This window comes from Paraburkholderia sp. CNPSo 3274, assembly GCF_024206475.1.
Taxonomy (GTDB): domain Bacteria; phylum Pseudomonadota; class Gammaproteobacteria; order Burkholderiales; family Burkholderiaceae; genus Paraburkholderia.
Genome location: NZ_JAMBPR010000067.1, coordinates 1 through 23,297 on the forward strand (window position 1 = coordinate 1; position 23,297 = coordinate 23,297).

General features: G+C 62.5%; 18 protein-coding genes and 1 pseudogene. 9 read left to right on the top strand and 10 right to left on the bottom strand.

Going from position 1 to position 23,297, the window contains the following annotated elements; all coding sequences use genetic code 11:
* Positions 1 to 192 precede the first annotated feature (192 nt).
* On the bottom strand, positions 193 to 1,107 hold the full coding sequence (locus tag M3I54_RS33595; RefSeq protein WP_254343617.1) for a LysR family transcriptional regulator: 915 nt from the start codon (positions 1,105 to 1,107) through the stop codon (positions 193 to 195).
* A 117-nt stretch (positions 1,108 to 1,224) separates the two neighbouring features.
* Here M3I54_RS33595 and M3I54_RS33600 point away from each other — a divergent pair, with 117 nt between their 5' ends.
* Both M3I54_RS33600 and M3I54_RS33605 read left to right on the top strand, forming a co-directional pair.
* Positions 1,225 to 1,977 (top strand): SDR family oxidoreductase, encoded by a 753-nt coding sequence (locus M3I54_RS33600; protein WP_254343619.1) that lies wholly within the window; start codon positions 1,225 to 1,227, stop codon positions 1,975 to 1,977.
* A gap of 40 nt (positions 1,978 to 2,017) precedes the next feature.
* Positions 2,018 to 2,923, top strand: coding sequence for an SDR family oxidoreductase (locus M3I54_RS33605; RefSeq protein ID WP_254343621.1), 906 nt, complete (start codon positions 2,018 to 2,020; stop codon positions 2,921 to 2,923).
* Positions 2,924 to 2,945: 22 nt separating this feature from the next.
* Here the strand turns inward: M3I54_RS33605 and M3I54_RS33610 are convergent, their stop codons facing one another.
* The 3 genes and pseudogenes from M3I54_RS33610 to M3I54_RS33620 all read right to left on the bottom strand — a co-directional run.
* Positions 2,946 to 5,693: an EAL domain-containing protein gene (locus M3I54_RS33610; protein WP_254343623.1), complete on the bottom strand. Its 2,748-nt coding sequence runs from the start codon at positions 5,691 to 5,693 to the stop codon at positions 2,946 to 2,948.
* A gap of 8 nt (positions 5,694 to 5,701) precedes the next feature.
* Positions 5,702 to 6,484, bottom strand: coding sequence for an ABC transporter substrate-binding protein (locus M3I54_RS33615; RefSeq protein WP_254343625.1), 783 nt, complete (start codon positions 6,482 to 6,484; stop codon positions 5,702 to 5,704).
* Between the two features lie 215 nt (positions 6,485 to 6,699).
* Positions 6,700 to 7,475 (bottom strand): annotated as a pseudogene (locus M3I54_RS33620) (MFS transporter); the annotation flags it as partial.
* Positions 7,476 to 7,831: 356 nt separating this feature from the next.
* Between M3I54_RS33620 and M3I54_RS33625 the strand changes: the two are divergent.
* From M3I54_RS33625 to M3I54_RS33635, 3 genes are read left to right on the top strand one after another with little or no spacing between them, the layout of a single operon-like run.
* Positions 7,832 to 9,616 (top strand): IlvD/Edd family dehydratase, encoded by a 1,785-nt coding sequence (locus M3I54_RS33625; protein ID WP_028204334.1) that lies wholly within the window; start codon positions 7,832 to 7,834, stop codon positions 9,614 to 9,616.
* Between the two features lie 26 nt (positions 9,617 to 9,642).
* Complete coding sequence (locus M3I54_RS33630; protein WP_254343627.1) at positions 9,643 to 10,821, top strand: fumarylacetoacetate hydrolase family protein; 1,179 nt, start codon at positions 9,643 to 9,645, stop codon at positions 10,819 to 10,821.
* Positions 10,822 to 10,844: 23 nt separating this feature from the next.
* Positions 10,845 to 12,287, top strand: a complete 1,443-nt coding sequence (locus M3I54_RS33635) for an aldehyde dehydrogenase family protein (protein WP_254343629.1) — start codon at positions 10,845 to 10,847, stop codon at positions 12,285 to 12,287.
* Positions 12,288 to 12,329: 42 nt separating this feature from the next.
* On the opposite strand, the gene M3I54_RS33640 is transcribed toward M3I54_RS33635, so the two are convergent.
* The 4 genes from M3I54_RS33640 to M3I54_RS33655 form a co-directional block, all read right to left on the bottom strand.
* Positions 12,330 to 13,025, bottom strand: coding sequence for a phosphatase PAP2 family protein (locus M3I54_RS33640; RefSeq protein ID WP_254343638.1), 696 nt, complete (start codon positions 13,023 to 13,025; stop codon positions 12,330 to 12,332).
* Between the two features lie 332 nt (positions 13,026 to 13,357).
* Entirely contained in the window at positions 13,358 to 14,473 is a 1,116-nt protein-coding gene (locus M3I54_RS33645) for a succinylglutamate desuccinylase/aspartoacylase family protein (protein WP_254343640.1), read from the bottom strand.
* A 97-nt stretch (positions 14,474 to 14,570) separates the two neighbouring features.
* Positions 14,571 to 15,347: an ABC transporter substrate-binding protein gene (locus tag M3I54_RS33650; protein ID WP_254343642.1), complete on the bottom strand. Its 777-nt coding sequence runs from the start codon at positions 15,345 to 15,347 to the stop codon at positions 14,571 to 14,573.
* Positions 15,348 to 15,706: 359 nt separating this feature from the next.
* The gene (locus M3I54_RS33655) at positions 15,707 to 16,006 is read right to left on the bottom strand and encodes a hypothetical protein (protein ID WP_254343644.1); all 300 of its coding nucleotides are present in this window, start codon (positions 16,004 to 16,006) and stop codon (positions 15,707 to 15,709) included.
* A gap of 321 nt (positions 16,007 to 16,327) precedes the next feature.
* Between M3I54_RS33655 and M3I54_RS33660 the strand changes: the two genes are divergently transcribed.
* Positions 16,328 to 18,250, top strand: coding sequence for an enterotoxin (locus M3I54_RS33660; RefSeq protein WP_254343646.1), 1,923 nt, complete (start codon positions 16,328 to 16,330; stop codon positions 18,248 to 18,250).
* Here M3I54_RS33660 and M3I54_RS33665 read toward each other — a convergent pair.
* Positions 18,247 to 20,076, bottom strand: a complete 1,830-nt coding sequence (locus tag M3I54_RS33665; RefSeq protein WP_254343648.1) for a beta-galactosidase — start codon at positions 20,074 to 20,076, stop codon at positions 18,247 to 18,249. The genes M3I54_RS33660 and M3I54_RS33665 overlap by 4 nt on opposite strands.
* A gap of 276 nt (positions 20,077 to 20,352) precedes the next feature.
* Between M3I54_RS33665 and M3I54_RS33670 the strand changes: the two genes are divergently transcribed.
* Together M3I54_RS33670 and M3I54_RS33675 are read left to right on the top strand one after the other, a co-directional pair.
* Positions 20,353 to 20,751 (top strand): hypothetical protein, encoded by a 399-nt coding sequence (locus M3I54_RS33670; protein ID WP_254343650.1) that lies wholly within the window; start codon positions 20,353 to 20,355, stop codon positions 20,749 to 20,751.
* 131 nt (positions 20,752 to 20,882) lie between these two features.
* Complete coding sequence (locus M3I54_RS33675) at positions 20,883 to 21,263, top strand: SHOCT domain-containing protein (RefSeq protein ID WP_254343652.1); 381 nt, start codon at positions 20,883 to 20,885, stop codon at positions 21,261 to 21,263.
* 88 nt (positions 21,264 to 21,351) lie between these two features.
* Here the strand turns inward: M3I54_RS33675 and M3I54_RS33680 are convergent, their stop codons facing one another.
* Positions 21,352 to 21,678: an RcnB family protein gene (locus M3I54_RS33680; RefSeq protein ID WP_028204323.1), complete on the bottom strand. Its 327-nt coding sequence runs from the start codon at positions 21,676 to 21,678 to the stop codon at positions 21,352 to 21,354.
* A 445-nt stretch (positions 21,679 to 22,123) separates the two neighbouring features.
* Between M3I54_RS33680 and M3I54_RS33685 the strand changes: the two genes are divergently transcribed.
* Positions 22,124 to 23,287 (top strand): efflux RND transporter periplasmic adaptor subunit, encoded by a 1,164-nt coding sequence (locus M3I54_RS33685; protein ID WP_254343655.1) that lies wholly within the window; start codon positions 22,124 to 22,126, stop codon positions 23,285 to 23,287.
* Positions 23,288 to 23,297 lie beyond the last annotated feature (10 nt).

The following is a 23,297-nucleotide window of genomic DNA, read 5'->3' on the forward strand; positions in this document are numbered from 1 at the left end:
GGCCGTGGTGGGTAGACTGAGGTCGCGGTGGGGCATGGCGTCGTGCCTCGTTGGGCACTGGCAAGTTGGGACTGCTGCATTGTGCGGGTTTTACTTTTGACTAAAAACCGGTCTATAGACCAAAGTGTTTTGATTTCAAGTCAAGAATGAAGATCACCCAGCCCTAAGCGCTCACGTGAGTGGCGTCAAGCGTTATCGCGGCTTCAAAACCGTCGTCATATATTCGGTAGCGAATTCGATGAATGCGTGCACGCGCAACGGCAGCCGCCTTTGCACGGGATAGACGATTTGCGCGGCGAGCGGTTTCGCCTGCCATTTCGGCAAGACGCGCACGAGGCGGCCCGACACCAGATCCTCCTCGATCAGCCATTCCGGCAACACGGCCAAGCCCAGCCCCATGCGCGCGGCCTCGCGCATGCTCGTCACCCCTTCCGAAATCATCACGGGCTCGATCTGCAACGTATGCGTTGCGGCCCTTGAATACAGCGTGACATCCCTCGAGCCGCCGAACTGCCGGCTCGAAAGCGCGATCCACGGTAAGGCCTGGAGACTGTCCGGCTTGCTGGTGAAGTCGTGATCCTTGAGGAACGCGGGCGAGGCAGCCGGATAGCGCCGGATCTCACCGAGCGAGCGCGCAACGACGCGATCGTCGGTGAGCGCCCCGGCGACGATACCCGCGTCGCAGCCCTCTTCGATCATGTGCAGCGGGCGGTTCGAATAGGCCAGCTCCATTCTCACAGCCGGGTGCGCCTGGATAAAGCTGCTGATCATGCGGCTCACCACGGACTGGCCGAAGTCGATCGTGGAGAACACGCGGATATTGCCGCTTAGCGCGCTCTGGTCGCGCCGCATGCGCTGCTCCGACTCCTCGGCTAGCGCGAGCAGCGCCTGTGCGTCGGCAAGGAACTGGTGACCGGTTTCTGTCAGGCTCATGCGGTGCGTGTCGCGCCGCAGCAGCGCCGCGCCGCATTGATCTTCGAGCGAACGCAACTGGCGGCTCAGCGTGGGCTGGCTCAAATTCAGCTTGCGGGCCGCCGCGGAGATGCTGCCGCTCTCCACGATGGCAACGAAGGCCTGCAGCAGGCTCAGGTCGTTGAAGATGGTCATACGCGGAAAGCATAGCCGATATTCTGGTTATGCGGCTACCGTGGAGCGTTGCCTGGCGGGAAGATGCACCCATCGCATCACGTTGCATCACCCACCCAACCAGCACGGAGAGTCACCATGAGCACGCAAGCCAACACCAGCAAAGTCGCGATCGTGACCGGCGCATCGCGCGGTATCGGCGCATCGATCGCCAGACGCCTCGCGGGCGAAGGCATCGTAGTCATCGTCAACTTCGCCGGCCGCGCGGCGGACGCGAACGCGGTCGTGGAGGAAATCAAGGCCGCGGGCGGTCGCGCCGCGGCGATTCAGGCAGACGTGGCCGTGCCCGCCCAGGTGGCCGTGATGTTCGACCAGGCCATTACGCTCTTTGGCGGCGTGGATATCGTGGTGAACAACGCGGGCATCATGCAGCCGGGCCTCGTCAATCTGGTCGATACCGACGACGCCCTGTTCGACCGGCTCGTCGCGATCAACCTCAAGGGCACCTTCAATACGCTGCGCATTGCCGCGAAGAAGCTGCGCCAGGGCGGCCGCATCGTCAACTTTTCGAGCAGCATCCAGGCGCTCGCGCTGCCGGGCTACTCGGTGTACGCCGCCACCAAGGCCGCCGTGGAAACGATGACCAACATCTTCGCCAAGGAACTGCGCGGCCGCAATATCACCGTGAATGCGGTTGCCCCCGGACCTACCGCGACCGAACTGTTCCTCAAGGACAAGACACCCGAGCAGATCGAGCGCCTGGCGAAGATGCCGCCGCTCGAGCGGCTCGGCCAGGCGGACGATATCGCGGAGGTGGTCTCGTTTCTCGTCGGCAGCGGTGCAAGCTGGATCGACGGTCAAACGATACGCGTGAACGGCGGCATTATTTGATGTCCTGATCAAGCGTTTCAATACGAACGAGGAGCCCATCATGAAGAAAGTCATCGTCGTTACCGGCGCATCCAGCGGGTTTGGCCGCCTCGCCGCCGAAGCACTCGCCAATGCCGGCCATACCGTCTACGCGTCCATGCGTGCGACCGCGGGGCGCAACGCCCCGGTCGTCGCGCAGATGGCGGAATTCTCGCGGCACAACGGCGTGGATCTGCGCACCGTCGAACTCGACGTGCAGTCGCAGGAGTCCGTGGATGCGGGCATCGCCCGCGTGATCGGCGAGAGCGGGCGTATCGACGTCATCGTCCACAACGCGGGCCACATGGCCTTCGGGCCGGCCGAAGCGTTCAGCCCGGAACAATATGCGCACCTGTACGATGTCAACGTGTTGGGCACGCAGCGGGTGAACCGCGCGGTGCTGCCGCACATGCGCGAGCGGCGCGAGGGCCTGGTGGTGTGGGTGTCGAGCAGCAGTTCCGCAGGCGGCACGCCGCCTTACCTCGCGCCGTACTTTGCGGCGAAGGCCGCCATGGATGCGATTGCGGTTCAGTATGCACGCGAGCTTGCGCGGTGGGGCATCGAAACGTCGATCATCGTGCCGGGCGCCTTTACCTCGGGCACGAATCACTTTTCGCATGCGGGCAGCCCGGAAGACAAGGGCGTGGTCGCGGCTTATGAAGCAGGCCCCTATGCCGGGTTCGGCGCGCAGATCCAGAAGGCGTTCGCCGCCATCGTGCCGCCGGAAGCCGATGTGGGCCTCGTGGCCGAGGCGATCGTCAACGTGGTCGATGCCCCCTTCGGGAAGCGGCCGTTCCGGGTGCACGTAGACCCGACGCAGGACGGCGCGGACGTTGGCTTTGCCGTCCTGGACCGCGTGAGAGCGGAGATGTTGCATCGCGTGGGCTTGTCCGACCTGCTCGCGCCGCGCCGGCATGGCGACGCGTGACGCGATAGGCGGCGGGGCGCGCTTACTCTGTGACGCACTCAGGCGCCTCGAGTCCACGCAATGCCGCTTCGAACTCCTCGACAGGAATCGGGCGGCAGAAAAGATAGCCCTGATACGCGTAACATCCCGCCGAGGCGAGGAAGGCGCGTTGCTCTTCGGTCTCGACCCCTTCGGCGATCACGCCGATGCCCAGGCTGTGCGCAAGCGCCACGATGGTTCGCGCGATCACGGCGTCGTTCGGGTCGACGAGGACATCGCGCACGAATGAGCGGTCGATTTTCAGTTGAGCGAGCGGCAAGCGCTTCAAATACGAAAGCGACGAATAGCCGATGCCGAAATCGTCGAGCGCGAAGACGACGCCGTTCGCCTTCAGCGCCTCCATTTTCTCGATGATCTCCTGCACGTTGTCGACCAGCACGCTTTCCGTCAACTCGAGCTTCAGCCTGTCCGCTCTCGCACCGGTCTGTTCGAGCGTGGTCAGCACGCTTTCCACGAAGTCCGGTTGGTGAAGCTGCTGCACGCTGACGTTGACCGCAATGCTCAGATGCTCGGTGTCGGGCTGTGTGGCCCAGCGCGCCAGTTGGGTGCAGGCCGCGCGCAGAACCCAGCTGCCCAGCTCGGCGATGAGCCCGGTTTCTTCGGCCACGGGAATGAAATCGGCCGGGTACACGAGCCCGCGCAAGGGATGACGCCAGCGCACCAGCGCTTCGACGCCGGTCACACGGTCACGGTCGATCTGCATCTGGTAGTGAAGCACGAACTGTTCGTTTTCGATGGCTTCGCGCAGCGCCGCTTCGAGCGCGGCACGCTCCACCACGACCGTCTGCATATCGGGGTCGAAGAGGCGCACCGCGTTGCGGCCGCGTTCCTTGGACTTGTACATGGCGAGGTCGGCCTGCTTCATGAGGTCGTCCGTCGATGCCTGGAATCCCTTGAACACGGTTGCGCCAATACTCGCCGTGCTGCGGTAGTCGATGTCGTCGAGTCGATAAGGATTCCCGAGCACGGCGAGAATCCGCTCGCCCAGGCCTTCGGTTTGGCGGGCTGCTTCGCATGGAACGGGGTTCAGATTCCCGACGACGACGACGAACTCGTCGCCGCCCACGCGAGCCACGGTGTCGCCCGCGGGTATGCTCGCCGCCAGGCGTTTCGCCACTTCCTGCAGCAGCAGGTCGCCCTTGTCGTGACCCAGCGTGTCGTTCAGGGTCTTGAAGTGGTCCAGATCGATGAACAGCAGGGCGCCGCTCGTGCCGTTCCTCGCGCTGTCGGTAATGGCGTCCTTCAGGTTGTCGAGCAGCAGCGTGCGATTGGGCAGGCCGGTGAGCGCGTCGTAAAAGGCCAGCTCCTTGATGCGCTGGTCGGCGATCTTGCGCTCGGTGATGTCGCGCCCGCTCGTGCGGAAACCAATGAAATCGCCCCTGGAATCGGTAATCGGCACCCACGACGCGGAGAGCCACATGAGCGAGCCATCCTTGCGCACGCAACGAAACTCCAGATTGTCGCCGCGCGAGCCCAGTTGCGCGGCGCGGAACTCGGGCGCGACGTAGGAGGCGTCGCCCGGATAGACCACGGTGCAGGCGAAGTCGCTCATGGCCATGCACTCGTCAACGGTATAGCCGATGTACTGCTCCACCGCCGAGTTGATCCAGCGTGGCTTGCCTTCCGGCGACCACCAGATTTCCCAGTTGACGGTGCAGTCCGCAATGGCGCGGAATTTTTCCTCGTTTTCGCGCAGTTCCTTCGTCATCGACGAGGCAAGCCGTATCGCCCGGCTGCGGCCCGTCATCATGAGGCGCGTGAGCAGCGCGAGCAGCAGGCTCAGGCCCGTGCCGATGATCGCGATGAGCGTTGCCGCGTCGCGGCCGAAGCGGGCTTTGAAGCCGTCACGCGCCATCAGCTTGAGCATCCAGTCGTGCCCGCAGACAACGAGATATTCGGTCGCCGAGAGATCGCTGGTCAGGTGATGGGCGGCGGCGCCCGACGTTCTGTAGAGCAACGCGTCCGGCGACGATTCTACGCCGTCGTAGATGGAGACCGAGAGGCCGGGCGGTTCCTCGCCGTAAAGGCTTGCAATGACGTCGTGCATGCGAAAGGATGCATAGACCCAGCCAACTAGCTGCGCCTGACGTTCCGTGGCGTTTTCCGGCGCCTGGCCGCGTGCGTAGACCGGCATGTACATCACGAAGCCGGGATCGGCGCCGGGCACGGTGTCGACCGAGAGGCGCACCTTGCCGGAAATGGTCGCCATGCCGGTGTCGCGCGCCTGCTCCATGGCGCGCCGGCGCACCGGGTCGGCCCAGGCGTCGAAACCGGGCGCCGCGCGATTGGCGCCAATATACGGCTCGCGCTGAATGATGGGTGCGTAATTCGCGCGCGGACCAGCGGGCTCGATCGAGTAGCCTGGCAAGCCGCGCTGTTGCATGGCCGTGATATGCGCGGCCTTTTGCGTCTGCGGCACCCACGCGATGACGCCGATGGCCTGGATGCCGGAAAAGTTGGCGTCGAGATTGAGCGTGTTGACGTAAGCCCGGAACGCGTCGCGGTCGACCTCTCCGCTGGCGGCAAAAAGGCTCTGCACGCCGCGCAGCAAAAGCTCGTACGTGCCCATGCGCTGTTCGATGCGGCTCACGACGTCGCCGAGCGAGAAGTTGAACTGCGTGAGCAGTTCGTGGCGGGCCGCTTCGCGCTCGTGGTTCCAGAGCGTCCATGTCACGCCGAGCGCAGCGACGAGAACCAGTAGCGGGAGCAGAACGAGGCGCGTCCGGGTCATGGCGGCGTCTAGAAGGGGACCATCGAGTCGGCGAGGTCAGGCTTGAAATACTTCGTGAAGATCCGCCGTACCGTGCCGTCTGCGATCATTTCGTTGACGAGGGCGCGCCACTTGTCCCGCTCCTCGGGCGAGAGCGCCTTCTTCGACATGATGAGTCCATGCGGAATGGGTGGATCGTCGAACTCCACGATATTGGTCACGCTCCGAATCTTTGCTTCGTCGATGGCGGGGTAATCGAACGGCTCGATGATCATTCCCTGAATGCGGCCAAGGATCAGCGCCTGGTAAAGCGGCTCAAGGCCGCCGGCCTGACTCACGCGGTTTTCGGTGGAGAGCGAATCGACCAGCCGGTTGGCCGACTCGCTGTAGCGGAAGCTGCGAATCACGCCGAGCTGGAACTTGTCGTTGTGCTCGAAATCGGCCAGTTGATGGATGCCCGAATCCTTGCGAACCAGCAGATAGTACTTGTTGCTGAAGTACCAGGCAAAATCCGCGTATTGATTGCGCTCTTCGTTGGCAATGCCCGAAAGACTGAAATCGAGCGCGCCCGATTCGATCAGTTTCCAGATGCGCGCGCGCGACATCAGGCTCACGCGGATCTGGCAGCCGCTGCGCCGCGCCAATGCGTCGGCGAAGTCCTTGTCGATGCCCGTGTCCGTGTCGACAGAGTAGAGCAGCCCATGATCGTGTAAGGCGAGCGTAAATGAGCGCGAGCAGTCGGGGCCCGCGGCAACCGCGGTGCCAAGACAGCTGAGCGCCAGCAGCAGGCCTCCAAGGCAGTTTCGAATCACAGCGTCTCCGTTGCTTGTTAGTCGCCCGATGACAGTATGTCGGGCGGAAAACAGTGTTCACGTCTTATCGGCAGCGTGCTGGAATTCTTGAGACAATTCCAATTGTTTTTTTTGCACGCTTTTTGTGCGGGCGCTGGGGTGCGCTGGGGCGTTCAGGCAGAACGATTGCCCGTGCTGGCGGAACCGCACAGGTCAAAAAAAAGCGCCGGCGCAAGGCCGACGCAATTTAGAAAAAGGGATCGTGTAAGGAAGGCACAGCCAGAAGGTGGCCTTCGCAACGGCGCGCAGGTGGCGATAGTCAGGCATACGATCGAAAGCGCCACGTTGTGCGCAACGAGTGCGCTCAGAATCAGGCCGACGCCGCCAATACAGGCCGGAATGGCCGCATGCAGGCGGCGCTCGCCCGTCTTGCGCGAGTGCGACGCGTTCCAGATCATGGCGACCACGGCGCAGAGATAGGGAATGGCGGTCAGCAAGCCGATATTCAACGTGCTCTTCACGCCGGAAGCCTTGATGAGGGAAGGCAGCCAGAACGCCAAACCATAGAAGCCGGTATTGAAGGTCAGCAGAATGAACGTCAACAGCCAGACGCGCGGGCTTTTCAGCACCGCCACGGCGCTATGCGTTTTCTTCGCGCTTTCCTGTTCGAGATTCTTTTGAAGCACCGCTTTTTCGGCGGCGCTCAGCCATTTCGCCGACTGAATGCCGTCGCCCATGCGCAACAGCACCACGAAGGCGACGAGAATCGAAGGAATGCCTTCGAGCAACAGCATCCACTGATGCTTGCGCCCACGGCGTAGACGCTGTCGCTCAGGCCGAGCGAGTCCAGCATCTGCAACTTGGCAAAGCCGACGTTCACGCGGTCGAGGTAGGCGACGACGTAGCACAGAAGCAGAAGCGGCAAGATGCGCTTCAGTACCTTGCGGTACAGCAGTTCTTCGGCTTCGTTGACGGCGGCCGGCGAATCCGCAATCTGGGTCAGGGTTGGCATGGGATGTGTCTCCATTCACATGTGCCTTTGATCGGTCCCGCTGATGGGGAGGCCATTTCCACGAACTTCGTGGTGTGTTTGCTGGATCTCTGCGCTGTCGATGAAGCATGCGCTAGTTTGTTATCGGTAACAAAGCGGGCGCTAAATTAGCATGAGAGGAGGCGCCGCGGCAAGTCGACGCGCTGGCACCAAGGCCGGTCGATGCCTCCAACGAGGCGGGAAAACGCGTGGTCTCACCTGGTGCACAGCGCGAGCGCAAAGTGCTAATATCCACAAATGTTACCGATAACAATCTGGCGGGGACCCGAATGTGCGCCCGCCACATCGTCGAGACAAGGAATAACGGAGTGAGTGATATGACCCAGCCCAACGCACGGCGCCTGCGCAGCCAGGAATGGTTCGACGACCCGGCCCATGCGGACATGACCGCGCTGTATGTCGAGCGTTTCATGAACTACGGTCTGACCCGCGAAGAACTGCAATCGGGCCGCCCTATCATCGGCATTGCGCAAACGGGGAGCGATCTCGCCCCCTGCAATCGTCACCATATCGAACTCGCGGCTCGCACGAAGGCGGGCATTCGGGACGCGGGCGGCATACCGATGGAATTCCCGGTGCATCCGCTTGCGGAGCAGAGCCGCCGGCCCACGGCGGCGCTCGACCGCAATCTGGCCTATCTGGGTCTCGTCGAAATACTTCACGGTTTCCCGCTCGATGGCGTCGTGCTGACCACGGGCTGCGACAAGACCACGCCCGCCTGCCTGATGGCCGCGGCAACGGTCGATATGCCCGCCATCGTGCTTTCGGGCGGGCCGATGCTCGACGGTTGGCATAACGGCCAGCGTGTTGGTTCGGGTACGGTCATCTGGCATGCGCGCAATCTGCTGGCGGCAGGCGAGATCGACTACGAAGGTTTCATGGAACTCACCACGGCTTCGTCGCCCTCTATCGGCCACTGCAACACCATGGGCACCGCGTTGTCGATGAACAGCCTCGCGGAAGCGCTGGGTATGTCGCTGCCCGGCTGCGCCAGTATTCCGGCGGCTTACCGCGAGCGCGGTCAGATGGCGTACGCAACGGGCAAGCGCATTGTCGACCTCGTGCGCTACGACATGCGGCCTTCGCGCATCATGACGAAAGAGGCGTTCGAGAATGCCATTGTCGTGGCCTCCGCGCTGGGCGCGTCCACCAATTGTCCGCCGCACCTCATTGCCATCGCGCGGCACATGGGCATCGAGCTGAGCCTCGAAGACTGGCAACGCGTCGGCGAACAGGTGCCGCTCATCGTGAACTGCATGCCGGCAGGCGAGTATCTGGGCGAGAGCTTCCACCGCGCGGGCGGCGTGCCCGGTGTGCTGCGCGAACTCGATCGCGCGGGCCTCGTGCACCGCGAATGCCTCACGGTATCGGGCCGGACCATTGGCGCCATCGCCGACAGCACGCCCGAACCCGATCGCGAAGTCATCAGGACAACGGATGACCCGCTCAAGCATGGCGCGGGGTTCATGGTTCTCTCGGGCAACTTCTTCGACAGCGCGATCATGAAGATGTCGGTGGTCGGCGACGCCTTCCGGCAAACCTATTTGAGCGAGCCGGGCGCGGAAAATACCTTCGAGGCGCGGGCGATCGTGTTCGACGGTCCCGAGGATTACCACGCGCGCATCAACGATCCGTCGCTCGAAATCGACCAGCGCTGCATTCTCGTGATTCGCGGCACGGGCACGGTGGGCTATCCGGGCAGCGCCGAAGTGGTGAACATGGCGCCGCCGGCGGAACTGGTGCGCCAGGGCATCACGTCGCTGCCCACGCTGGGCGATGGCCGTCAGAGCGGTACGTCGGCGAGCCCGTCGATCCTGAACATGTCGCCCGAGGCGGCGGTGGGCGGCGGCCTCGCGCTGCTGCAAACCGGTGACCGCATTCGCGTGGACCTGAATGCGCGCAGCGTGAACGTGCTGGTCGACGAAGCCGAGCTTGCGCGGCGCCGCGAAACGGCGCACTTCGAGGTTCCGCCCGCACAGACGCCCTGGCAGGAGCTTTACCGCAAGACGGTGGGGCAACTGTCCACCGGCGGATGCCTCGAACCGGCCACGCTCTATCTGAAAGTCATCGCCGAGCGCGGCAATCCGCGCCATTCGCATTAACCATCGGACACCAAACTGGACGCACCATGACCTCGAACACCCCATCAAACTGGCTTCCCGGCGATGTCGGGAAGGCGCTGCTCGTTGGCCGAGTGTGGCGCAAGGCCGGCGAGCATGAAGGCCCCTCTGTCGTGCTCGTTCGCAATGGCGAAGTCATCGATATCACGGCCAGCACGCCGACCACCGCGGATCTTTTCGACCGCGAGGACATCGCGCAATTTGCACGCACGGTGAGCGGCGAATCGCTCGGCCCGGTGGAGAAACTGATCGAAGCGAATCTGCCCGGCAGCGGGGAGCCCGCACTGCGTCTGCTCGCGCCCAATGACGTTCAGGCCATCAAGGCATGCGGCGTGACGTTCGCGGTGAGCCTGATCGAGCGCGTGATCGAGGAGCAGGCGGGCGGCGATCCCGCGAAAGCGCAGGAGGTGCGCGAAACCATCGCGGCCACGATCGGCACCGATCTCTCGAAGATCAAGCCGGGCTCGGAAGAAGCGATGAAGCTCAAGGCGGAACTCGAGCGGCGCGGCGCGTGGTCCCAGTACATGGAAGTGGGTATTGGGCCCGACGCGGAAGTGTTCTCGAAGTCGCAGCCGATGTCGGCGGTGGGCTTTGGCGCGGATGTCGGCTTGCTGGCCGCTTCGGTCTGGAACAACCCCGAGCCGGAAATCGTGCTTGCGGTGAACAGCCGCGGCGAGATCGTCGGCGCGACGCTCGGCAACGACGTCAATCTGCGCGACATCGAAGGCCGCTCGGCGCTGCTGCTCGGCAAGTGCAAGGACAACAACGCCTCGTGCGCGATTGGCCCGTTCGTGCGCCTGTTCGACGAGTCGTTCAGCCTCGACACGGTGCGCAAGACGAGCGTCGCGCTGCGCGTGGAAGGCACGGACGATGACTTCGTCCTGGAGGGCATCAGCCATATGAGCGAAATCAGCCGCGACCCGGCCGACCTCGTGGCGCAGACGTGGGGCCCTCATCACCAGTATCCCGATGGCTTCATGCTCTTTCTCGGCACCATGTTCTCGCCGATCAAGGATCGCGATACGCAAGGCGGCGGCTTTACGCATCATCTGGGCGACAAGGTCACCATCTCCACGCCGGAACTTGGCGCGCTGATCAACACCGTGCAATTGAGCACGGAACTCGCGCCGTGGACCTTCGGCGTGCGCGCGCTCTATCGCAATCTGGCTGCGCGCGGATTGCTGTGAGCCACTGAATCGGGAAACGCGACATGAACCAGTTCGACAATTTCATCGGCGGCGAGTGGGTGCGCGGCGCCACGGTATCCACCAACATCAATCCCTCCAATCTCGACGACGCGATCGGCGAGTTCGCGCAGGCAGACGACGCGCAGACGCGCGACGCCATTGCCGCCGCGCGCAAGGCCTTTGCGCAGTGGTCGCTTTCCACGCCACAGCAACGCTTCGACTTGCTCGACCAGGTGGGCAGCGTCATTCTCACGCGCAAGGCCGAGTTGGGCCGCGTGCTCGCGCGCGAGGAGGGCAAGACGCTGCCCGAGGCCATCGGCGAGGTGGGCCGCGCCGCGCAGATCTTCAAGTTCTTTGCGGGCGAGGCGCTGCGCCTTGGCGGCGAGATCGTGCCTTCGGTGCGGCCCGGCATGACCGTCGAGGTGACGCGCGAGCCGATCGGCGTGATCGGGCTCATTACGCCCTGGAACTTTCCGATCGCCATTCCCGCCTGGAAGATCGCGCCCGCGCTGGCCTATGGCAACACGGTCGTCATCAAGCCCGCCGACCTCGTGCCGGCCAGCACGTGGGAACTCGTGAAGATCATTGCGGAGGCGGGCGCGCCGGCCGGCGTCATCAACCTCGTGATGGGGCGCGGCTCGGTGGTGGGCGAGGCGATCGTCAGCTCGCCTGATGTCGACGCCGTGAGTTTCACGGGCTCGGTCCAGACGGGCCGCGCGATCGGCGCGAAATGCTTTGCAACGGGCAAGAAATTCCAGCTGGAGATGGGTGGCAAGAATCCCATGGTCGTGCTCGACGACGCCAATCTCGACGTCGCCGTGGACGCCTGTATCAACGGCGCATTCTTCTCTACGGGGCAACGCTGCACGGCATCGAGCCGCCTCATCGTGACGGAAGGCATTCACGACCGTTTTATCGAAGCGATGAAGGCCCGCATGAAGACGCTGAAGACGGGCGACGCGCTGGCGGACGGCACGCATATCGGGCCGGTGGTGGACGACAAACAGCTCCAGCAGGACGAGCGCTACATTGCGATCGCGCGTGAAGAGGGCGGTGAGGTGTACGGCGGCGAGCGGGTTGAAGGCGCCACGCGCGGCTATTTCCTTGCCCCCGCGCTGATCACTAGTACGACCGCGGAAATGCGCATCAACCGCGAAGAAGTGTTCGGCCCCGTCGCCTCGGTCATCAAGGTGAAGGACTATCACGAGGCGCTAGCCGTGGCGAACGACACGGAGTTCGGTTTGTCGGCTGGCATCTGCACGACTTCGCTCAGTCATGCCAACCATTTCCGTCGCCATGTGCAGGCCGGCATGGTCATGGTGAACACCGCAACGGCGGGCGTGGACTATCACGTTCCGTTTGGCGGCCGCAAGGGTTCGAGCTACGGCCCGCGCGAGCAAGGCAGCTATGCCCGCGAGTTCTACACCACGGTCAAGACGGCGTACGTCAATCCGGGCGCAGTGTGAAGCCGCGCGGGCGGCGTGCAAAGACGCCGCCCGCGCCAGTTTTCAGCTTATTCCGTGCACTACGGAGTGGGCGAGCCGCAGCAGATCGTCGAACTGCGTGACCAGTTCGAAACATACGAGAAATGCGCTTGCGGCGGCCGGCCCGGGAAAGCGCATCATCAGGCGCAGAGCGGGCTCGGCGGTACGCTTTCTGATGGCGTCGCGCGTCATCAGCCAGGTAATCACCACGCCGATTGCGCCGCCCGCGATCAAATCCGTGGGGTAGTGATAGCCCAGATACGCGCGCGGCAAACAGATGACTAGTACCGTATATAAAATCGCCAGCGCGCCGACCACACGCCATACCAGGTAGATTCCCACTGCAATCGCTAGCCACAGCATGGCGTGATCGCTCGGAAACGAGCTGAAATCGGTTAGCCCGGCGGCTCGCAACGACGACGAGGCGAAATGCAGATGCAGATCGGGATTGAAGATCGGCCGTTGCCGGAATGGCAGACAACGCGCGAGGAGGCGTCCCACTGCGAGCGCGATCAGGCCGCTGGCCACCGTGGCGATCATCATCTCGCGCCGCCACTCGCGCCGCTCGCTCGGCTGGAACCAGATCCACCCTATGAGCGGGATGAGGAAATAACCCTTGAACGTATAGAGTCCCACCATCACCCGGATCGCGTGATTGAGGAGTGGCGGCAGATCGACTTGGGTGAGGGCTCCCAGAATGACGGTATCGAGGCTGTTCATTTATTGTGGGCCATTCCGCTGACTTTATTTACGAATGAGAAAGGCGGCCGGAAACGGAAGTCTCCGGCCGCCTTGGTGCCCGATGTTCCAGGCGCTAGCAATCGTAAGTTTCAACTCAGCGCGCATAGGTAAAGAATCGAAAGCAAGTGTAAATAGCACTTGCTCTCCCCTGACTGCGCTGCAGCGGCAGGCATCATCCTTTGCGGTGCGCCTGCTGGACTGCTGTTACGCCCCGTCACACATCGTTTCGTTTCCAAACGAACTGTGCATACTTGGTGCCCGTTATCGGACACGACCCCACATATTTTCGAGCGATCTGCCCGGTTTCACTGTCAGTTGGGCAGCAGAGAGCCGCTGCGCAGCGGCGTGGCGCCTGCCACCCACGCCACTTCCATCCCCGCAGTGGCGAAGCGCGTGCGTTGGCGTGCGTACAGCATGCCGGTCACCGAGCTCGTGATCGTGACGACGCGATCGGTCAGCGGGTCGACCACATCGGCAATCGGCTGACCAGGTTCGACCGTGACGCCAACCGGCGTGCGGAACACGAGCACGCCGGAGACCGGCGCGATGAGCGATTCGGCGCCCGCGAGCGGTGTAGCGCCGTATTCGAGCCGAGGCAGCGGCGCGGGCGTGCCCTCGATCACACCGCGATGCGTGAGGTAGTTGACGATGGCGTTCGCGTCGCGTTCGGCGAAGTCGTAGCTCACGTCTGCCTGGCCGCGCAACTCGATCGTCACGGAAACCGCGCCGTTGGGAATCGGAAACCGGTCGCCGTAGCGCTCGCGCAGCGCGGACCAGCAGAAGCTGTGAATCTCGTCGAAGGGATTGCCGTCCGAATTGAGCGCGAAGAGCGATGCTTTCGCTTCGAGATAGCGCGCGAGCGGCTCGACATCGGCCCACAGGTCGGGGTTCGTGTAGAGGTGCATGGCGCCTTCGAAGTCGCAATGCAGGTCGAGCACGACATCGGCGTCGTACGAAAGGCGCTGAAGCGCAAGACGTTGTGAGCCGAGTTCGGTGGTGGGCGCCTGTTCGTCGAGCGCCTCTCGCATCGCAGCGCGCACGGCGACCACGTTCTGCTGCGCGTCGCCGCTCAGTCGAGGGCCGACACGCGGGAGCACGAGTTCGGCGAGATCGTGGAAGTGGCGGTTGAAGTTGGCCGCGGTGCCGCTTTCAAAACGGCCGAGCAGCTGACCGAGCAGGCGCTGATTGAGGCCGATCGGATTGGGCACGGGCACGACGACGACCTCGCCGCGCAGCTTGCCTGCGGCTTCGAGCGCGGCCAGGCGTTTGCGCAGCGCCCAGGCGACCAGCATGCCCGGCAGTTCGTCGGCATGCAGCGACGACTGGATGTAGATCTTCTGTGCGCCGGTGGGGCCGTAGTGGAAGCTCGAGAGATGCCGCGCGGTGCCGAGCGCCGGCGAAATTAGCGGATGGGTTTGAATTTGCATGATGGCCTGAGCGCGGGGAGAGTTTCGAGCGGCGGAAAGGGCAAAAGGCGCGGGAGTGTCCCGCGCCTTCGTCGCTAATATAGTGCTCTGGTCAGGCTCAAGAACCGTACACGTCGAATGCGAAGTATCGCGATTCGATCTTCTTGTAAGTCCCGTCCTTGATCATGTCCGCGAGCGCTTTATCGATCTTCACCTTCAGGTCGGCGTCGTCCTTGCGCAAGCCGATGGCGGCGCCGTTGCCGAGAATGCCGCTCGGATCACTCAGTTCGCCGCTCGTGAACGCGAAGCCTGCGCCGCGCGGGGTCTTCAGGAAGCTCAGGTCGGCCTGCACGGCGTCTTGCAGCGCGGCGTCGAGGCGGCCCGAGAGCAGGTCTGCATAGACCTGGTCCTGATCCTGGTAAGGCACGATCTTCACACCGCTCGGCGCCCAATTGGCTTTTGCATAGGCTTCCTGGGTCGTTCCCTGCTCGACGCCGACCGTCTTGCCCTTCAACGAATCTGCCGTGGGCTGGAGGCTCGAGCCTTTCTTCGCGACGAGACGGCTAGGCGTGTGGAAGACCTTTGACGAGAATGCGATTTGCGCTTCACGCTGCGGCGTCATCGACATCGAGGAGAGAACGGCGTCGAACTTCTTCGCCTTGAGCGCCGGAATCATGCCGTCGAATTCGCTTTCCACCCAAACGCATTTCGCGTTGATGCGCTTGCAGATTTCGTTGCCGACGTCGATGTCGAAGCCGACCAGCTTGCCGTCCGTGCTCTTCGATTCGAACGGGGGATAACTTGCGTCCACGCCAAAGCGGACCGTGGTCCAGTCCTTCGCGCAGACGGAGGTTGCGACGGCCAGCATCGCAATGCACAGGGCAAACTTCTTCATTGACGTGGAGTCTCCAGTTTGTCTATCGACGCCGCCATGACGGATGGCGACATGGTCAACAGCGGGCTGTCACGTCAGCCGTGTTGTATAGACAAGATAATGGATCTCACATAATGAGACAACTAGGGTTTTTGCTGGCGGAAGATGTAAACGCGCTGACACGCAAGCGATGCATGCGGGAGCTAAGCGCAGAGGGTCGAGTGGGGCGCGCGTTGTAAACGCTTATTGGCTAGACAACTTCAAAAGGCTAGCCGGACTGGACTGTTGTGGCGGGGAGGGGGCGCGGGACTTGCAAGTGCAGCGAGGTGGGCGCGCGCATTATATTGCGCGCGCAACTATCTGGGCGGCGGATGTGCCGGTTAATCGTCGTCGTCGCGGTGGTGATGTTCCCAGCCACGATGACGGCCGTGGTCGTGCCAGTGGTGTTCGTCTTCATCGTGATCGTAGCGGTAGTAGCCGTAAGCTGGGGCCGCTTCGTAGACCGCAGCGGGCGGCGCTGCATAAACGACGGGCGGCGGTGCCACGTACACCGGCTCGGGCGCGGCATAAACCGGACCGGGAACGCCGAGATAGACACCGATATCGGCATGGGCGGATGCGGCGCTGCTCACACACGTCCCTGCGAGTCCTGCGAGGAGATAAAACGTCAGGCGATTCATGATGATCTCTATTCCAGTCGACGGACGCGGTTGCGATGGAAGCGGATTCTAGTCGCTGAGCTTACGGAAGGGATGCGCAGATTTGTCAATCGTGTAACCGGTGGTAAAGCCGCGCGAAAAGTAGCGGGCTTAAGGTTCCCATAAGGTAATCATGCGGACCTGAATTGCCTTTCGTCTGGGTCCGCCGCTTTAGGGCCATTACACGTTCGTGCATGGTGTGGGTTGAATGCGCGAGGCCGTTGCCATTACCCTATAGAGGCTGCTCGTGTCCGAGACAGGTCTCCCATGCGTGCCGACGATCGAACATCTACGCAAGCTTGCATGCCCGAATTCCGGAAGGAGGGCGACGTCTGCTCGTTCGGGAACCATGCCGTTGCATTGCGCTGGGCACGCGAGGATGAACACCTCGCTCACTTTTCGCTGGTCGATTGCGCCAGGGCATGCGCGCTGCCCATCGTCGCGCCATTCGCGCTGACTTTCGCGGACGGCACCACACTCGGCCCGGCTGGAATGCGGGTGCTTGCGCCGGTACGGGAAGACGCGCTCGCGGTTAACCCCCATGCATCGCGATTGGCCGAACGCGTCGCGGGCCGGCGCGTGAGCATTACACTGGGCGACGCCCAGGGACGCCTGCGGATTCAATGGAGCGTAGAGCAGCGCGACGGCGCGCGATACCTGCGCATGACGCTGGACGTGATGGCCCTGCATCAGGACGAAGCCATTGCCGTCGTTTCATTGCTGCAGGCGTGCGCTGTCGGCGCGCAGACCGGCAGCGAACGCAAGGGCACGCCGATCGTTGCGGGCAACTTCTACCTGGGCTTCGAGTTGCCGCTCGCAACCAGCCACGTGGAAGCGGAAAGCGTCAGTTTTACGCTGCAACGCGCGTTGCCGCTGGAAAAGAGCCGGACGCTGACTTGCTCCGCCGTGGCGGGCGTGGCTCGCGACGGTCAGGTACGGCGCGATTTCGCCACCTGCCTCGAGCAGGAGCGCGCCCGGCCATATCGTCCGTTTTTGCACTACAACAGCTGGTGGGATATCGGTTACCTCACGCCTTATACGCAGGAGCAGGCGCTGGAGCGTATCGAAACGATCGGCCGCGAATTGCATACCGCGCGCGGCGTGCAGATCGATTCGTTTCTTTTCGACGATGGCTGGGACGACCTCGGCGGCGGCTGGCATTTCAGCCAGGCGTTTCCTCTTGGCTTCGTGCCGCTGCGCGACGCAGCGGCACGCTATGGCGGCGCGCCCGGCGTCTGGCTGTCTCCCTGGGGCGGCTATTGCGCGCCGAAGGACGAACGCGTATCGCGCGGACGCGCCGCGGGCTATGAGGTCATCGACAATGGCTTCGCATTATCGGGGTCGCGGTATTACGAGCGATTCCACGAAGTCGTGATGAGGCTGCTCGCGAGAGACGGCGTGAACCACTTCAAGTTCGACGGGACGGGCAACGCGGACCGCGTATTTCCCGGCAGCCTTTTCGACAGCGACTGGGACGCGGCGATCCAGCTCATCGGCGACATTCGCGCGGCGAAACCGGAAACCTTCATCAATCTCTCGACAGGCACGCATCCCTCGCCGTTCTGGCTGCGCTACGTCGACGCGATCTGGCGCGGCGGCAGCGACGACGGTCAGGCGGGTAGCGGCACGAGCCGCGAGCGCTGGATCACGTATCGCGACGCGCAGACGTACCACAACGTCGTGCTGCGCAGCCCGCTCTTTCCGCTCAATTCCCTGATGCTGCACGGTATTGTCCTTGCACAGTGCAATCCACGCCTGAATGCGCCGGCAGGCGATGCATTTGCGCACGAGGTGCGGTCCTTCTTCGCGAGCGGTACGCAATTGCAGGAGCTGTACATCACGCCTTCGCTGCTGGGCGAGGACGACTGGAACGTGCTCGCGCAAGCCGCCCGATGGGCGCGCGCAAACGGCGACGTACTGCGCGACAGCCATTGGATCGGCGGCGCGCCCGATGAAGCGGCCATCTACGGCTGGGCCGCGTGGTCGCCGCACAAGGCAATCGTGACGCTGCGCAACCCGCACAACCAGGCGCAGCGCTTTGCACTGGCGCTGCGGCATCAACTGGAACTGCCGGCTGAGGCGGCGGGGCGATTTCATGCGCGGAGTATCTGGCGTACAGGCAAGACCAGCATTCCCGCAGTACTTGACGCGGACGTGGCGTGCGAAATCCAGCTCGCGCCATTCGAAGTGCTCACGCTGGAACTGCTGCCGACCGGCGGGTGCTAATACAACGAATTCGCCAGATGCACCGGCTTCGTCCCGGTCTGGTGCAGGTCGAAGATCAGCACCTCGTTTTCGCCCTGTGTGAGCCATGGCGCGGGGCAATACAAGCGCTTTTGCGGGCCGATACTCCAGTAGCGGCCGAGACTATGTCCATTGACCCAGACCACGCCCTTCGTCCAGTTGCTCATATCGAGCCAGGTGTCGCCGACGTCAATCAGGACCAGGTGCGCTTTGAAAAAGAGCCCGGGTTTCAGCGGATTCGTGCAGCGCTCCTCCAGCCTGGCGATGTACGCCTCATCCATCGGCAACAAAAAGACCTCCCATTCCTCGAGCAATGAAACGGACCCGTCGGCGTATTGCATTTTCACGGGCTCCAGCAGTCCTTTGTGGTCGACAATCGCAGGCCCGAAGTTGACGCGGCCCATGCCCTCTACCAGAATTTCCAGCGCTCCGGGCGCGCCAGCCAAGGCGGTGGGCAACGCGAGAGGCGCGCGATGTGTCACGCGTAACCGCTGGGCATAGCCGTGCGGAATACGCGCGCGCGAGACGCCGCCCGCGTAGTGCTCGCCTACAAAAACTGCCGCATAGTCATGAACGCCGCTGATATCCAGCGCGCCGACAGGTTGCGCCTGCAACGTTTGGCGATACAGCATGAAGCCGGAGGTCTGGCCGTAGTGCTCGAACGGCTGCGGATCGACGCTCGACTCGCGCGGCAGGGCCTCGGGCAGGTTGTCCCAGATCGAGGCGTAGAGCGTTGGCGTCAGGGCGTGGCCTGCCAGTGTGGCGATGCTGTCCGGAATGTCCGGCAAAGGCGCGGCCAGATAGCTGGCGATGATGTCGCGATACTTCATGTATTTTGCCGTGGCCGCCCCTTGCTCGTTGATCGGCGCGCCATAGTCGTAGCTCGTGATATCGGGCTGATAGTTGCCCGACTCGTCCACATTCGCGCCGGCATAAAAGCCAAAGCTCGTGCCGCCGTGAATGACATAGAGGTTGAACGACAATTGCAATTGCATGAATGCCGTCAAGATGGCGGAAAGATCGTAATTGAGTCCAGCGAATTCCGGCTCGCCCCAATGCGTCAGCCAGCCCGTGTAGACCTCGCCCGCCATCGCGGGCACGGCAGGAAACGCGCGCCGTACCGTTGCGATTTGCGCCGCGTTGCCGTTGCTCAACGCAATGGCGCCACCCGTTACCGTACTGCGATTGCGCTCGAGTTGCTCGAGACCGTCCTCGGTGTAGAAGGGCCCCGTTATGCCGCTCCGTAGCCAAAGCTGCCTGAGTTCTTCGAGGTAGGCGGGATTGCTTGCGTACGATCCGAATTCATTCTCTATCTGGAGCATCAAGATCGGGCCGCCTGCATCGATCATCAACGGCTTGATGCGCGCAGCGAGTTCGCCGATGTAGCGCGCAACCGCCGCCATGTAACGGGCATCGTTTGCCGAGTCGGTGCGCAGCCGGATGTCCGCTTCGCTCAGCAAGTAAGCGGGAAGGCCTCCCAGGTCCCACTCGGCGCAAACATAGGGCCCCGGGCGCAACAGCACCCACAGCGCTTCTTGCTGACACAGGCGGATGAAGGCGTCGATATCGCGGTTGCCGCTTTCGAAGTCGAACACGCCCCTGCGTGGCTCGTGGTAGTTCCACATGATGTACAACGCGATGCAGTTCATACCCATCGCCTTGGCCATGCGAATGCGATGCAGCCAGTACTCGCGCGGAATGCGCGCGGGATGCATCTCGCCGCTGCGAATCTGGAAGGGCTCGCCGTCGAGCAGGAAGTGCTCGCCGTTGGGACTGAACGAGAAGGTGTGGCTGCGTTCGAGGTTCACAGTGCAATCGCGCCCTTGTATTTGCGCACTCACGCACTATACTTCCACGGCGGATAGTAGAACGCTTAATTTCGCTTAAGCCTATAATTCGGCAAGAATACGCGCAAGTCAGATATGCCGAGCTATGTAACCGTATTGACGCAGTTACATTCGAATATGAAAAAGCGTTCTATTTTTCCGATTGCCAGCTCAACGCTTCTCATCGCGGCGGGAATTTTCTGCATCGTCTTGTCGCTCTCGACAAGGTCCCTAATTGGCACGCTTTTCATCGCAAGGATGCTGCTGTTCTGCGGCTTCGTGCATGCCTTGAGTCTCTTCACGACGAAAGACTGGAAACTCGCAGTCAGGCGCATTCCGCCAGTCATCGTGCCCATACTCATCGGCATTCTCATTCTGGTCAATGACAGCGCACGGGCGCGTGGGCTTACCGTGATGCTGATGATTTTCTTCGTGCTCGACGGCTTCTTCAAGATCATTGCGTCGGTCGGGCAGGACGTGAAGGTCAACAATATCGGCATCGTCAGCGCGGCGCTCTCGTTCCTGCTCGCCATTTTTCTGGCCGCCAATTTCCCGAGCGTGCCGTTACCCTTGCTCGGATTGTTCCTCGGGCTCGATCTCATTTCCATGGCCGTGGTGCCGTTTGCCGGCCGGGAGCGCAGGCGCAGCCTGATCTGACCTGACGAAAGCGCAGTCGGCTGCCGCGTCACGTCCGAGCATCACGTTTCGCGCTCACACGGTGTCGTCATCGATGCCCGTAGTAGCGTGCAGTTGCCGTTTTCCACACGCAAAACCGACGGAGGCGATTCATGATCTTCGCAAATGGCTTTACGTTTTCGAACTTTATTATCGATGCGTTTTCGATATTCATGTTCATTCTGTGGTTCTGGCTGTTCATCACGATCACGAGTGACCTGTTCCGTCGAACCGATATATCGGGATTCATGAAGATCATCTGGGTGATCTTTCTGATTGTTTTGCCCTATATCGGCATATTCGCCTATGTCCTCACGCAGGGCAGAGACATGGCGCATCGCAACCAGGAGCGGGCGCAGAAGGCGCGCGAAGAACTGCGCCACATCGTGGGCTACAGTGTCGCGGACGAAATCGAGAAGCTCGACAAGCTCAGAACGACAGGCTCGATTACAGACGACGAGTACAAGCGCTTGCGCGCGCGGCTCGTCGATTGAGAACGGCTGCAGGCATGGCAACCGTCCATGCCTGAATCATGCAGCAATCGCGCGGGCTACGGCACCGTAGCCCGTCTTGTCATCCCAATCATTCAGTACCCGGTACGATCTTCGAGATCTTCCAGTTGCTTCTCGTGACCAGCACGTAGTCGCCGTTCACGCCAAGCCATTGCTGGCCGCGCTTCGGTGCGTCCAGGTTATGCGACTTCCAGTCGTTCATCTGATAGTTGTAATGCCGGTACTTCGAGGGAACCTGTTGACCCTCATGCCAGTCGCGATGCGGCATGGTCGGCATGACCTGCTGGCGACCTGTCCCCTGGCTTTGATCTCCACCCGATGTGCCTTGCGCAATTGCGGAAGAGGAGACACCGACGAGGAGCGCAGCGATGACTGAGAGGACGAGTTGGCTTTTCATGATTCGATCTCCTGAGGCAAGAAGATGATTGACGTCGCCATGACCTATGGCTTCTTCGGTTATAGAACATCCCGAAATCCGTGATATCCAGCTGTGCGAACGCGCCCTTAAAAGAGTATGGGCGATGACTGGAAATGGAAGAATCTGGCGGTGTGAATAGGGGTGTGAATCGTCTATCCATAGTAGTAAAGGGAATTCCGACTTCAAGAAATTTGATTTTGTGGCGGTTTTGCGTAATTCCTGTGAATGCATGAAAGCGATATCTGTTAGATAACGATTGGAGGAACGTTGTGCGCTTTTTCCGCGCTTGTGCTCTTGTCAACTGCACACATCGGGGGCCGTAATTCGCCGTTTGAGTGAACATCGCCATGATCCGGTCGAGTACTGCGCAATGCGCCGTTCCGGGCGCGCGCGTACCGTCTCTATTTTTTTGGTGGAGCCTCGCGTGCCAAACTGCGAACCCAGACGCTGTAGACCGTGGCTGATCGGCATTGCCGCAATCTGGTTGCTGGCGGGCTTCGGATGCCGCGACCGGCAAGCCCAGAGCGGCGCAGCGCCACCGCCGCCGAGCGTGCTGGTCGAAACGGTTGCGACGCACCCCATTCCCCGCGTGATCGAACTGCCAGGGCGTATCGAAGCGATCCGCTCGGCGGAGGTGCGCGCCCGGGTGGACGGTATCGTCGAGCGGCGGCTCTTCGAGGAGGGCACCGACGTGCGCGCCGGCGCGCCACTCTTTCTCATCGATGCGCGCGACTACCAGGCCGCATTGCAACAGGCCCAGGCGGCACTCAACCGGGCCCAGGCCGTGCAGGGCAATGCGGCCTCCGAGGTTGCGCGCTTCAAGCCGCTGGTGGCGCGCCAGGTCGTGAGCGCCCAGGAATTCGAGGCCGCGACGGCCGCACTGCAGCAGGCCGACGCGAACGTTGCGGACGCACGCGCCGCGGTGACGCTCGCGCAGCTTCGCCTCGATCGATGCACGGTTCGCGCGCCGATAGCGGGCCGTGTGGGGCGCGCGCTCGTCACCGAAGGCGCGCTGGTCAGTGCGGGCGGCGCGACCTTGCTCACGCAGGTCAACCAGCTCTCGCCCGTGAATGCCGTTTTTACTCAGTCGAATATTTCGTTGCTGGAAGTACGCAAACAGATCGCGTCGGGCACGCTCGCGGCGCCGGCCGCGGACCGCGCGCAAGTGTGGCTCACGCTCGCGAACGGCGACGACTTTAGCGAGCCGGGCGTGCTCGACTTCACCGATCTCGTCGTCGATCCTTCCACCGGGACGCAGGTTCTGCGTGCGCGCTTCAACAATGCGTCGCGCATTCTGTTGCCAGGGCAGTTCGTGCGCGGGCGTATCGCGATCGGCACGATACCGAACGGCCTGGCCGTCCCCGCGCGCGCGGTGCAGTTCGACAACAATGGCGCGAGCCTCTCGCTCGTTGCCGACGACGGCACCGTCGTGCGGCGCAATGTCGTTCTCGGCCCGCAAGAGGCGGGGCAATGGGTCGTGAAGGATGGGCTGGAGCCGGGTGAGCGCGTCATCGTCGACGGCTGGCAAAGGGTGCAGCCGGGGCAGCGCGTGGACGCCCATCCGTTCGCCGCTCCCGGCCACTCCTGAGCGGCGCGCC